At 34.7% G+C, this 12125-nt stretch carries 13 protein-coding genes; 3 read left to right on the top strand and 10 right to left on the bottom strand.

Features of this window, described 5'->3' with window-relative positions:
* Positions 1-7 precede the first annotated feature (7 nt).
* From recN to F1003_RS00195, 7 genes are all read right to left on the bottom strand, one after another.
* Positions 8-1660 (bottom strand): DNA repair protein RecN, encoded by a 1653-nt coding sequence (gene recN / locus F1003_RS00225; protein ID WP_155087192.1) that lies wholly within the window; start codon positions 1658-1660, stop codon positions 8-10.
* Between the two features lie 85 nt (positions 1661-1745).
* The gene (gene porD / locus F1003_RS00220) at positions 1746-2636 is read right to left on the bottom strand and encodes a type IX secretion system protein PorD (RefSeq protein ID WP_155087191.1); all 891 of its coding nucleotides are present in this window, start codon (positions 2634-2636) and stop codon (positions 1746-1748) included.
* Positions 2629-3840: a bifunctional phosphopantothenoylcysteine decarboxylase/phosphopantothenate--cysteine ligase CoaBC gene (coaBC, locus tag F1003_RS00215; RefSeq protein ID WP_155087190.1), complete on the bottom strand. Its 1212-nt coding sequence runs from the start codon at positions 3838-3840 to the stop codon at positions 2629-2631. The genes porD and coaBC overlap by 8 nt, the downstream gene beginning before the upstream one ends.
* A 6-nt stretch (positions 3841-3846) precedes the next feature.
* A complete protein-coding gene (locus tag F1003_RS00210) occupies positions 3847-4173 on the bottom strand; it encodes a DNA-directed RNA polymerase subunit omega (RefSeq protein WP_155087189.1) in 327 nt (108 codons plus the stop codon).
* An 11-nt stretch (positions 4174-4184) separates the two neighbouring features.
* On the bottom strand, positions 4185-4985 hold the full coding sequence (locus tag F1003_RS00205) for an outer membrane protein assembly factor BamD (protein WP_202913863.1): 801 nt from the start codon (positions 4983-4985) through the stop codon (positions 4185-4187).
* 108 nt (positions 4986-5093) lie between these two features.
* The gene (gene dapA, locus F1003_RS00200; RefSeq protein WP_155087187.1) at positions 5094-5978 is read right to left on the bottom strand and encodes a 4-hydroxy-tetrahydrodipicolinate synthase; all 885 of its coding nucleotides are present in this window, start codon (positions 5976-5978) and stop codon (positions 5094-5096) included.
* Positions 5978-6496, bottom strand: coding sequence for a DUF6913 domain-containing protein (locus F1003_RS00195; RefSeq protein ID WP_155087186.1), 519 nt, complete (start codon positions 6494-6496; stop codon positions 5978-5980). The genes dapA and F1003_RS00195 overlap by 1 nt, the downstream gene beginning before the upstream one ends.
* Positions 6497-6567: 71 nt before the next feature.
* On the opposite strand from F1003_RS00195, the gene F1003_RS00190 reads away from it, so the two are divergent.
* From F1003_RS00190 to F1003_RS00180, 3 genes are read left to right on the top strand one after another with little or no spacing between them, the layout of a single operon-like run.
* Positions 6568-7329 (top strand): 5'-nucleotidase C-terminal domain-containing protein, encoded by a 762-nt coding sequence (locus F1003_RS00190; protein ID WP_155087185.1) that lies wholly within the window; start codon positions 6568-6570, stop codon positions 7327-7329.
* 2 nt (positions 7330-7331) lie between these two features.
* Positions 7332-8243 carry a bifunctional metallophosphatase/5'-nucleotidase gene (locus F1003_RS00185; protein WP_155087184.1) on the top strand — a complete coding sequence of 304 codons (912 nt, stop codon included), beginning with the start codon at positions 7332-7334 and terminating at the stop codon, positions 8241-8243.
* 59 nt (positions 8244-8302) lie between these two features.
* Positions 8303-8695: a DoxX family protein gene (locus F1003_RS00180; protein ID WP_155087183.1), complete on the top strand. Its 393-nt coding sequence runs from the start codon at positions 8303-8305 to the stop codon at positions 8693-8695.
* Here the strand turns inward: F1003_RS00180 and F1003_RS00175 are convergent.
* The 3 genes from F1003_RS00175 to F1003_RS00165 all read right to left on the bottom strand — a co-directional run bounded on the left by F1003_RS00175 (position 8684) and on the right by F1003_RS00165 (position 12100).
* Positions 8684-9421: a hypothetical protein gene (locus F1003_RS00175; protein ID WP_155087182.1), complete on the bottom strand. Its 738-nt coding sequence runs from the start codon at positions 9419-9421 to the stop codon at positions 8684-8686. The genes F1003_RS00180 and F1003_RS00175 overlap by 12 nt on opposite strands.
* Positions 9422-9521: 100 nt before the next feature.
* Complete coding sequence (ligA, locus tag F1003_RS00170; RefSeq protein ID WP_155087181.1) at positions 9522-11516, bottom strand: NAD-dependent DNA ligase LigA; 1995 nt, start codon at positions 11514-11516, stop codon at positions 9522-9524.
* Positions 11517-11518: 2 nt separating this feature from the next.
* On the bottom strand, positions 11519-12100 hold the full coding sequence (locus F1003_RS00165) for an LOG family protein (protein ID WP_155087180.1): 582 nt from the start codon (positions 12098-12100) through the stop codon (positions 11519-11521).
* Positions 12101-12125 lie beyond the last annotated feature (25 nt).

Here is a 12125-nt window from a genome sequence, read left to right as displayed (position 1 = left end):
TAAATATTTAATTGAGCAATTGCTTGGCGTGTGCCATAGCAGATTCGGTAATATTCACACCTCCTAGCATTTGAGCAATTTCCACAATGCGCTCGTCTTCATCCAATCGCTTTAATTGTGTATGCGTTGTATTATCCATATCTGTTTTAAACACCTTAAAATGTGTATTTCCTTTTGCAGCAATCTGAGGCAGATGCGTAATGGTAAAGACTTGCATCTTGCCACTCATCTGCTTCATTATGTCACCCATCTTGTTTGAAATTTCGCCAGAAACTCCTGTATCTATTTCATCAAACATTATGGACGGTAGCTGCATATATTCAGATAGAATGGACTTTATCGCCAACATAATCCGAGATAATTCTCCACCTGAAGCAGACTTCTTCAATTCATTAAAGTTTGAACCTTTGTTTGCTGTAAATAAAAACTCTAGGCTGTCTTTTCCGTTTGACGTAAAATGTCCCAAATCATCAAGCTCTATTTTGAACTTAGCATTTGGCATACCTAAATCAGATAAAATGGCCTCCAACTTTTGTACTAATAGAGGGATAACTTCTTCTCTATTATTATGAACCTTTGCTGCTACTTGATTCAATTCTATATTAAGACTTTTAATTTCTTGCTCTTTTTCAGCAATTTCATCATCGAGATTTTCTGTATTCGAAATTTTGGATTCTAACTCTTTCCTTATTTCTATTAATTCTTCAATATTGCTCGAAGCATGTTTTTGAAGTAAATTATTAATGATTTGAAGTTGTGCGTTAATACGTTCTAGTGCTTGAGGATCCGAGGATAATTGTTCTTCAAGATTGTCTAGTTCTGTTAAAATATCATCTAATTCAATAGTTACACTCGAAACTCTTTCTAATAATGACTCGTATGCCTTTCCAAATGTAGATATTTTATTCAGTTCTTGTTTTGCAGTCTTTAATTGGTCGATAACACCTTGATTTTCGGTATTTAAAATAGCTCTGGTATTACCTAGCCTTTCTCCAATAGTTTCAACATTGTTAAGCTGCTCATATTGCGACTCTAAATCTTCAAGATTAACAGATTCTAGATCAATCTCATTCAGTTCTTTAGTCAGAAACAAGTTATAATCATACTCCTTGAGCATTTCTGATTTAGAAGTTTGTAGATCTTCCAAAGATTTTTGTAATGATCTGAACGCCTTTAATTGTTTAGTAAACAATTCTAAGTTTGCACCATTATCTGCCAATGCATCAATGACCTTAAATTGATAGTCGTCTTGCATCAATTGCTGTGTTTGGTGCTGTGAATGAATATCAATAAAATATGAGCTTAGAGCAACCAAACTGTCTAGGGTCGCAGGAGTGTCATTAATAAAGGCTCGCGACTTTCCTGATGGTAAAATCTCACGCCTTATAATGGTCTGCACATCGTAATCTAAGTCTAAAGATGCAAAAAGTGCTTTTAGATTGTAATTGGCAACATCGAAGGTTGCTTCGATTATACATTTTTCATCCGTATTCTTTACCTGACTAAGATCTGCGCGTTTTCCCAAAACCAATGACAAGCCACCTAAAAGAATGGATTTACCTGCACCAGTTTCACCAGTAATTATGGTCATCCCATTATTAAACTGAACATTGAGTTCGTCTATAAGCGCGTAGTTTTTTATGTAAAGTGAGGTGAGCAATAATTTGTAATTAGTTATTACAAAAGTATCGATTCTGAGTTACTGAAACAAGTTCAGTACAAGCAAGTTCGTAATGATGTAAAAATTAAAACTTAATGTTTCTCCACTTTTGGGAGTGCATCGGTGCAATCTTGTTTAAAATATCTACGGCTTCGGTAATATTGACACTTGGACCACCAGAAAGTATATCCATTAATTCATCTGATTTCGCATCGAAAAACACACGCATTAAATAGGAATTTGGTCGTCTTCTATGAATCTTTTGTAGTTCTGATAGTGTTGAAACAACCTGGGATTTTCCTTTTTTTGCATCATCTGCCATAATATCCAAACCATCTATATGATAGTTATACATGGTTGATCTCATTTCCTTAAACGTTGGTGACAATAAATTATCTATAAGGGCGAAACGCGATTGTAAGCCGTCTTCTAACTTCCACCCTTGCCCATTTAATTGCTGAGAATAATTAGCAATAGTTTGTGCCTGGGCAAAATATTCGTCACCTCCGTTGAGCGCAAAAGAATCTGCGTCCATACCTAAAATCATAAATACATGAAACGATAATACCGAAACAAGGTTAGACTCAAATTGACGTGGGTTATATACCAAATTCTGAAATTCTAAATATTGAAAGTTAAAATCCCTGTCATTGTAGTTATATACTGGTGAACTGTATGTTGAATTAAATACTGGTCGAGAAGATGATACTTGAAGCGTAGCGCTAAATCTATCATTTTCGTAATTATTTACATTTATAACCATACTACAATTAATGCGCTCTTCTGCGCTGAACGATTTTTCCGTCCATTGTGTATTATTGACAAACTCGCTAAGTTGTTTTTCTAAAGTCTTAAAAACCACATTATTGTCGTTACCTGTTTGCTGAGCTATAACATTAACCGTGCAGTTTAATTCTTGGGCAAGAACAACTGTTGATGATAGTAAAAAGGCCAATAAAACTAATATCTTACGCATGTAATTGTTTTAAAATCTGATTCATTAAATCGTTAGCAACTTCTGCCTTTGATTTAAGCGGATGTTCAATAATATCGTTAGACGATGTTATAAATGTAACTTTATTTGTGGATACTCCAAAACCCGCACCTTTATCTTGCAAAGAATTAAGTACAATTAGGTCTAAATTCTTAGATTTTAATTTTCCTTTTGCATACTCTAGTTCATTATTAGTCTCTAGCGCAAAGCCAACCAAGAATTGATGTTCCTTAATTTCTCCTAAGGATTTTAGAATATCTTTCGTCTTCTCTAACTCAACACTAAACGTTGAATCTTTCTTTTTTATTTTCTTATCTGCTACAGATTTTGGTCTATAGTCTGCCACAGCTGCTGAAAGTATCGCTATATCTGAATTCTTGAAATGTTTATGTACTTCATTGTACATTTCTTCTGCACTAACCACAGGCACAACCTTTACTAAACTATGTGCGTTTTTTTGATGTGTCGGTCCTGTGACCAGAATTACCTCAGCGCCAAGATTAGCAGCTGCATTTGCAATTTCAAATCCCATTTTACCGCTAGAATGGTTTCCTATAAAGCGTACAGGGTCCAAAGCTTCGTAAGTTGGTCCAGCAGTAATAAGAACTTTTTTTCCTCTAAGAGGCAATTGATTCAGAATATCTTTTTCAATAAAATCAATAATATCATCTGGCTCTGCCATTCGGCCTTCTCCAACTAAACCACTAGCCAATTCGCCAGTACCAGCAGGAATCATCTTATTTCCGTAAGAGGTTAACTTTTCAAATGAAGTTTTAGTGGATTCGTGTTTATACATATCCAAATCCATAGCTGGAGCAAAATAAACAGGGCATTTAGCAGAAAGATATGTTGCCAACAATATGTTATCACAAACACCATTTGCCATTTTGGCCATAGTGTTAGCCGTAGCTGGAGCGATTACAAAGTAATCTGCCCAAAGACCTAAATCGACATGGTTATTCCAAACTTGTCCCTCATCTTCTTCATCTACAAAAGACGAATAGACTGGATTTTTGGATAAGGTGGATAATGTAAGTGGAGTTATAAAATCTTTAGAAGCAGGCGTCATAACTACTTTAACGTTAGCGCCTGCTTTTATAAATAATCTTACTAAGTTAGCAGATTTATAAGCGGCAATACCAGCGGTAATGCCCAATAAAATGTTTTTGTCTTTTAGAATAGACATGAAATATTATTCCTGAGTATCCTCAGTATTTCTGTGATAAATTTTATCATCTAACCACTCTTTCACTGCAAGAGCATGTGGTTTTGGCAGTTTTTCGTAAAACTTAGATACTTCAATCTGTTCTTTGTTTTCGAAAATCTCCTCAAGACTATCGTTGTAAGTTGCAAACTCTTCAAGCTTGTCAATCAACTCACGTCTTATGTCTGTATTAATCTGTTCTGCACGCTTTGCAATTACAGAAATAGCTTCGTAAATGTTATCCGTTGGAGCATCAACTTCATTTCTGTTATAAGTTACTGTAGTAACTGGTGCATCGGTCTTCTTTAAATCCATCTTTATAATGATTAACTTTTTGTAGTAAATGTATTTAACTCTTGTTGTAATTCCTCTTTCATTCTATCAGCATCTTCTAAAAACTCTGAATTAGGATAAGCTTTTTTTAATGCGTTATAGTAACCTAAAGCGTTATTTAAACGTTCTTCTTTCAGTTCATCTATACTCAATATTGCTAAATTATAAGCAGCATCAAACCTGTAAAACATGGCCTCATTTCTCAATGTAGTGCCAGGGAATTCAAGTAAAAAATTATTGAATGATTTAATTGAAGCTTTATAATCTCTAATTAAATCATACTGTTTTGCTATCTCAAAAGCCTTTTTCTCTAGTTTAAAATCCAATTCTTTAACAAGTGTATTGGCCTCTGACAGATACTGCGAATTTGGATAAGCATTAACGAACAATTGCAGTTTTTCAATAGCTTCTACTGTTTCCTTCTGCTCTTTTGAATACACAGGCGAATTATAATAATAACCCTTTGCAGCTAAAAACGCAGCTTCTTCAGCTTTTTCACTTTGCGGATAAATATCCGTAAACTTATCAAAATGATAACTTGCTATATAGTAATCTTTCATTTGGTAAGAGCACATAGCATGCATAAAGGTCAACTTTTCAGCTTGAGGCTTACCTCTATACTGAGGTAAAATCTGATTTAATAGCCTATGGGCTTTACTCCACTTGCCAGCTTCAAACAATTCAGTACCCATTTTAAACTTTTCAGCGACATCATCAGATCTTAACGTTTTCTGAAAGTCGCTACAAGATACCAATATAATGGCTGTGAATAGTATGTAAAGTCCTCTTTTCATAAATTTTAAACAGGATGCAAAAGTATGCATTTTTAACGGATTTAAAAAACAAATATTTTATGCTAAAATAACCTTAGTTTTTATTGCGAAATGTAATTTAGATTAAGTTTAACTTTTGCCTAAAACTTTAAGAGCCTCTGTGATTTTTTTCTTTAGTCCATCCGTCGCTTCCACTAATGGTAAACGAACATGTGGTTTTGATATATTTAAGGCTTCTAAAACAGCTTTTACACCTGAAGGATTGTTCTCAGAAAATATAAGTCCGGTGATTGGCATTAAATCAAAATGAAGTTTGTAAGCTTCCTTTGCCTTACCTGCGATTCCCAATCTAATCATTTCTGAAAACTCTTTAGGTAGAGCCTGCCCAATTACCGATATAACACCAGAACCACCTGCTAAGGCGACTCCTAGGGCTAAATCATCATCTCCAGATATTATCAAAAAATCATCTGGTTTCGTTCTTAATAATTCTAAATACTGATGTACATTATTACCCGCTTCCTTTACCGCAACGATATTGTCAAAATCTTTTGCCAAACGTAAAGTTGTTTCCGGCTCCATGTTTTTAGATGTTCTACCAGGGACATTATATAAAATAATTGGTTTTGAAGTCGCTTCAGCAATGGCCTTAAAATGTTGATACAATCCTTCTTGGGTTGGTTTGCTGTAATATGGTGATACAGATAAGATACCGTCAATACCAGATAAATCTGTTGTCTTAATTTCATCAACAACTGTTTTTGTATTGTTACCGCCAATGCCTAAGACCAACGGCAATCTTCCGTTGTTAACTTTTATGATAAACTTTGTTATTTCCTTTTTCTCCTCTGCTGTAATAGTAACACTTTCTCCTGTAGTACCACTAATTACCAAGTATTCCGTACCGTTTTCAATATTATGTTCTACTAACCGTTCTAGAGCATCAAAATCTATGCTAAGATCTGCTTTAAAAGGTGTTATTAATGCTACTCCTGTACCTATAAATTTGGTCATTATATTTTATTTAAAATGTTGAGATATTTCTTAAATTCTTTTTTAAACGTTTCTATTTCTTTTGGTTTAAGATCTATAATCAAATCGTACAACCGTTCATCATTTCTGGCCAATCCAACTTTAAAATTTGCTTTTGAAAGTGCTGTTATTAAATTCAATTCTAAACTTTCCTGCTTATAAAAACTGATTAATACATCATAATCTTCATCAACAAAAGACTGTAAATCTATATTGTTCAATTTGCCTTTCCACCCGAAGTCTTTTGGACTAAAATACGTTTCCCATTGACTAGATTCATATTTATCATCATTAACAAAAGCAACAACTTTATGCTTTGGAGATGTTAAATTCAGTTCTTTAAAATACAGTCTAAACGACTCAAAATCATCATATTCATTAGCATTAAGCAAAACCGCGATAGTCTTAACCTTATTGTTATTTACAGCCGCTTTTGGAATATCTAACAATTTATTAATGTACTTTCGGTTCGATTTTTCCTTAAAAGCTTTTAAAAACATTTATCTTTAGACTTTGTGCAAATTTACTAAAAGCACTTGCAAATATCCGTTAACTATATAGAAGTTATTCAATGATAATTAAACATCTTTTTAAACTGTTTATTTTACTGTTCATTTTTTCGTGCCATAACGAAACGCACATCTCTAAAATTGAAGGTAAACGTATAGAAATCAATGCCGATATCGCTTCGGATACCGCAATTGAAAATTTTATTAAACCCTACAGGGAAAACGTAAATAAGAACCTAGATAGTATAATATCCTACGCACCAGAAACCTATTCTAAAACTGACGGTGAACTAAATACTGCTATTGGTAACCTCATGGCTGACGCTGTTTTTGAAGAAAGCAATCCTGTTTTTAAGCAACGCACAGGAAAAAATATTGATTTAGTACTCTTAAATCATGGTGGGATTCGTTCTATAATTTCCAAAGGAAATGTTACCACTAGAACTGCTTTTGAGGTTATGCCCTTTGAAAATTCTGTAGTAGTGGTAGCGATGAAAGGAGAACAAGTTTTGGATATGATGCAATATTTAGCACAAGCCAAGCGTGCTCATCCCGTTTCTAATCACCTACAATTGGAACTTGGAAAGGATTTTGAAATTAGTTCTGCTACTTTAAATGGAAAACCTATCGATAAAGACGCCATATATCATGTCGCTACAAACGACTATTTATATAATGGTGGTGATCGCATGACGTTTTTTCATCCCAACGACAGCTTATACGTATTGGATTATAAAATACGCAACGTACTTATTGACTATTTTAAAAAGAAAGATACGATCAACCCGAAACGCGATAATCGCTTTATAAAATTAGAGGATTAAACATGAAAAGAAGACAATTTATTCAGCAATCTACGGCAGCAACAGCATTACTAGGTTTGGGCGGATTAGGTTTGCAATCCTTTGGGCCAGAAACCAAAAAGATTACCATACTTCATACAAACGACGTACACAGCCATATAGATCCTTTTGGACCAGACCATGAGCGTAACGCTAATAAAGGTGGTGTGGCAAGACGAGCTACTTTAGTAGAATCTATTAGAAAAGAAAACCCTAATACACTTTTGCTTGATGCTGGCGATATTTTTCAAGGTACTCCATATTTTAATTACTATGGTGGTGAGTTAGAATTTAAGTTAATGAGCATGTTAGATTACGATTTGGCGACCATTGGTAATCATGATTTTGATAATGGCATAGATGGATTATATGCGCAACTACCACATGCTAAATTTGAATTTGTCTCTGCGAATTATGATTTTTCGAACACAGTAATGGACACACATGTAAAACCCTACAAGATCTTAGTAAAAGACGGTATTAAAATAGGAGTGTTTGGTTTAGGTGTTCAACTTGAAGGTCTTGTTGATAAAAATATGTATAAGGAAACGGTTTACCAAAATCCAATTGAGGTTGCCCAAGACATGTCTCGTATTCTAAGGGAAGAACAAAAATGTGATTTAGTAATCTGCTTGTCTCATATTGGTTATTATTATAGAAATAGACCAGAGAGGGTTAGTGATTTGAACTTAGCAAGAGCTACAAAAGATATAGACCTAATAATAGGCGGTCACACACACACCTTCTTACCAAAACCAACTATAGAAAAGAATAGCGCAGGTAAAAATGTACTTATAAATCAGGTTGGTGCTTATGGTTTGTACCTAGGTAAAATTGACTTCTATTTTGAACCAGGTGAACCCGTAAAATCAGATGGTGCTTCAATAATCGTATAAGTTCTTTTGTAAGTTAAAAGAATAGAATCGTCTAAGATTTCAATTCAACCATTGAAATTATGAAATCTGACAAAATCATTTTAGTACTACGAATTGTTGTAGCCATAATTCTAATTCAAACGCTTCGCTTTAAGTTTACTGCAGATGACGTCAGTGTTTATATATTTGAAACTGTTGGTTTAGAACCTTACGGAAGAATAGGTATTGGCATATTAGAACTCATAGCTGGTATTTTACTTTTAATACCAAAAACCATTTGGGCTGGTGCATTATTGGCTTTAGGTTTAATGAGTGGTGCTATTGTAATGCATCTTACAAAATTGGGAATTGAAGTGCAGGGTGATGGAGGCACATTGTTTTACACAGCCATTGCAACGTTTGTTCTTAGCGCAATTATTTTGTACAACCAAAGAAAAGCCATACCTATTATCGGTAAAAAACTAAGCTTCTAATTGCTCATCTATATAGTTTGGCTGTGGCTCAGAAAGCTGTAATTGCGACTGTAGATAAAAGAATAAAAACGCAACTACTAAAAATAATGAGTAAACAAAAATCAAGCTTTTGTCTTCTAACACATAATAATATGCTAGCTGAATAATTTCAGAAAACACAATAAAAATAGATCCTATTAAGAACAGCATGGATTTTCTATCATCTCTATACATATAATCAATTAACGCCACAGAAAGCAAAGCCATAATCACTGCATTATAGGTAAATTCCAATGTATATTCATATCCTGTGAGAGCTCCTTTAGTAGTATCCGTAACCAGCACAACACAAAACACATCCAAAAGCAAGAGAATCATTATTGGTATTGATAATTCTTTAAATATATCTCTTAACTTAAATGATGATGCAATTTTTACTATTAGGAATAAATAGGATATAATATATAAGACATTAGCACCGTAATAATAATAATCCACCTCTCCTACTTTTATCTCTGGCCCATACCACGAGATGTAACTTAAAAGTTGCCCAGCCGTAAAAGCGACCAAAAACCAAAAGAAGAACAATGACTTATTAGTTGTCCATCTACAATATAGAATGGTCAATAAAACAAGCATAAACGCACTTACCGCAGCACCCTCTTTTTCATAAGCTAAGCCTTGAAGAATTATGAAGACACCACCTAAAAGCAATAATATTACTTTTAATAATTTATTTACAAACATTAATTAATCCCTTATTTATAAAGCGAATATATAATTATTATACATATAAACGATAAAAAAATACATTTTATCGATGAAATGCATATTTTTTTGTAAGTATTTACTTCAATAAAGTTAAAAATTCCTGTTCTGAGATTATTGGTATGTTTAAACTCTCGGCTTTTGTACGTTTGCTTGGACCCATTTTATCTCCTGCCACCAGATAACTTGTTTTAGAAGAAATAGACGAGGATACCTTACCTCCATTATCTTCTATAAGCTTTTTAAGCTCATTTCTAGACACAGTTTCAAAAACACCAGAAACCACAATCGATAACCCTTTTAACTTATCGGTTTGATTAGCTAACTTATCCGCTGAAATTTCCAACTGCACACCAAATGACTTTAAACGCTCAATAATTATTTTATTTTCTTCGGACGAAAAGAATTCCACAACACTTTCTGCAATACGCTCACCAATCTCATCCACAGAGACCAAATCTAGGATTGGAGCATGCATCAGTGCGTCAATTGATTTATAGTGCTTTGCCAATTTTTTGGCAACCGTTTCACCGACATAGCGAATACCCAAGGCAAACAATACGCGTTCAAAAGGGATTTGCTTAGAAGCTTCAATACCATTCACTAAATTTTCAGCACTTTTTTCTGCCATACGCTCCAGAGGTATCACTTGTTCAACGGTCAACTCATATAAATCGGCATAGTTAGAAATTAACCCTTCCTTAACCAGAAGAGCCACAGTCTCGCCTCCGAGCCCTTCAATATCCATAGCCTTTCTGGATATATAATGTTGAATACGTCCCACAACTTGAGGAGGACAACCACTGTAATTAGGACAATAATGTTTAGCCTCTCCTTCTGGCCGTATCAATTCTGTTTCACATTCTGGACAACTAGTAATATACTCTGTAGGCTGGGAATTCTCTGGTCGTTTGGTTAAATCAACCGCTATGATCTTAGGAATAATTTCACCGCCTTTTTCCACAAACACCTCATCTCCTTCCCTAATATCCAACTTTTCAATCTGGTCTGCATTATGCAGCGATGCTCGCTTAACAATTGTACCTGCCAATTGCACAGGTTCTAGATTAGCAACAGGAGTAATAGCACCTGTGCGGCCAACTTGATATGTTATTTCATTAAGTCTTGTAGAAACTTGCTCTGCTTTAAACTTATACGCCATTGCCCAACGTGGTGCTTTTGCTGTATAACCTAACTCATCTTGTTGATAAAGACTATTTACCTTTACTACAACACCATCTATCTCGTATGGTAAATCGTGGCGATGTTTATCCCAATATTCAACATACTCCAAAACCTCATCAATTGAGTTGACCAATTTTGCTTCCTTTGGCACTTTAAAACCCCATTCCCTAGCCTTTTGCAAACCTTCAAACTGAGTGGAAATATTTAAGTTGTTTCCTTTTATACTATATAACAAACATTCTAATGGTCGTTTAGCTACCTCTGCGCTATCCTGCAATTTTAAACTTCCTGATGCTGTGTTTCTTGGGTTTCTATAAGGTTCTTCTTCATTAGCGATACGTTCCTCGTTCATTTTTAAAAATCCTTCAATAGGTAGAATGATTTCTCCTCTAATATCAAAACGTTCTGGGTAATCACCCTTTAACTGAAGTGGTACTGTGTTAATGGTCTTAACATTGGTGGTTACCTCATCCCCTTGCACTCCATCACCACGTGTTACTGCTCTAAGCAACTTACCGTTTTCATAAGTGAGGTTCATTGAAGCTCCATCGTACTTAAGCTCACAAGTGTACTGAACGTCGCCATCCACCATTTTTTTAATGCGTTTTTCCCAATCCAATAAATCTTCTTTGGAATACGAATTATCCAGGGAATACATTCTAAAATCATGAACGACCGTATTAAAGTTCTTGGTCACTGCACCTCCTACACGCTGTGTCGGTGAATTGGCATCAAAAAACTCAGGGTGTGCTTCTTCTAAAGCCTGAAGTTCCTTTAGCTTAATATCGAACTCGTAATCGGTAATTGTTGGATTATCGAGTATATAGTAGTTGTAATTGTGTAGGCGAAGTTCGTTACGCAATGATTCTATTTTAGATTTTATATCCATTTTCACAATCGCTCTTTATTCAACCATTTTGGTGCTGGTAATGGCACATAGTTATTCATTTTTTCCAGTAAGCCATCAATAGTATCATCAATAACTACTGCGTCTAGATTTTCTTGTTTTAAAAATCCACGTTCTACCATGGTTTTGCATTGGCTTATTAAGGCATCATAGTAACCGTTGATGTTTAAAATTCCGATGGGTTTGGTATGCAAACCCAATTGTCCCCAAGTTGTGATTTCAAAAAACTCATCCATAGTGCCAAAGCCACCTGGAATAATAATAAAACCGTCACTTTTATCGTACATGATTACTTTTCTGTCGTGCATGTTGTCCGTAGTAATCAGTTCAGTGAGCTGTATATGAACAATCTCTTTGGTTTTTAAAAAATGTGGAATTACACCAATCGTTTTTCCGTTATTATCAATGGTTCCCTGGGCCACTTTACCCATTATACCGACCTTTGCGGCTCCATAAACCAATGCGATATTCCTATCTGCTAAAGTTTTACCGAGCTTATAGGCTATTGAAATAATTTCCTGGTCGTTTCCTTCGCTACTTCCACAAAATACTGATATGTTTTTCATAGGCCTTCCTTAACCCTTCCAAAGG

The organism is Winogradskyella ouciana (assembly GCF_009709615.1).
Taxonomy (GTDB): Bacteria; Bacteroidota; Bacteroidia; order Flavobacteriales; family Flavobacteriaceae; genus Winogradskyella; species Winogradskyella ouciana.
This window is presented reverse-complemented; position numbering and strand designations above follow the sequence as displayed.

Bases quoted from the DNA above. Each gene is read 5' to 3' on its own strand.
- F1003_RS00175 (WP_155087182.1), bottom strand. From the start codon at position 9,421: ATGTTTGTAAATAAATTATTAAAAGTAATATTATTGCTTTTAGGTGGT.
- F1003_RS00180 (WP_155087183.1), top strand. From the start codon at position 8,303: ATGAAATCTGACAAAATCATTTTAGTACTACGAATTGTTGTAGCCATA.
- F1003_RS00185 (WP_155087184.1), top strand. From the start codon at position 7,332: ATGAAAAGAAGACAATTTATTCAGCAATCTACGGCAGCAACAGCATTA.
- F1003_RS00190 (WP_155087185.1), top strand. From the start codon at position 6,568: ATGATAATTAAACATCTTTTTAAACTGTTTATTTTACTGTTCATTTTT.
- coaBC (WP_155087190.1), bottom strand. From the start codon at position 3,840: ATGTCTATTCTAAAAGACAAAAACATTTTATTGGGCATTACCGCTGGT.
- F1003_RS00205 (WP_202913863.1), bottom strand. From the start codon at position 4,985: ATGAAAAGAGGACTTTACATACTATTCACAGCCATTATATTGGTATCT.
- porD (WP_155087191.1), bottom strand. From the start codon at position 2,636: ATGCGTAAGATATTAGTTTTATTGGCCTTTTTACTATCATCAACAGTT.
- dapA (WP_155087187.1), bottom strand. From the start codon at position 5,978: ATGACCAAATTTATAGGTACAGGAGTAGCATTAATAACACCTTTTAAA.
- ligA (WP_155087181.1), bottom strand. From the start codon at position 11,516: ATGGATATAAAATCTAAAATAGAATCATTGCGTAACGAACTTCGCCTA.
- F1003_RS00165 (WP_155087180.1), bottom strand. From the start codon at position 12,100: ATGAAAAACATATCAGTATTTTGTGGAAGTAGCGAAGGAAACGACCAG.
- F1003_RS00210 (WP_155087189.1), bottom strand. From the start codon at position 4,173: ATGGATTTAAAGAAGACCGATGCACCAGTTACTACAGTAACTTATAAC.
- F1003_RS00195 (WP_155087186.1), bottom strand. From the start codon at position 6,496: ATGTTTTTAAAAGCTTTTAAGGAAAAATCGAACCGAAAGTACATTAAT.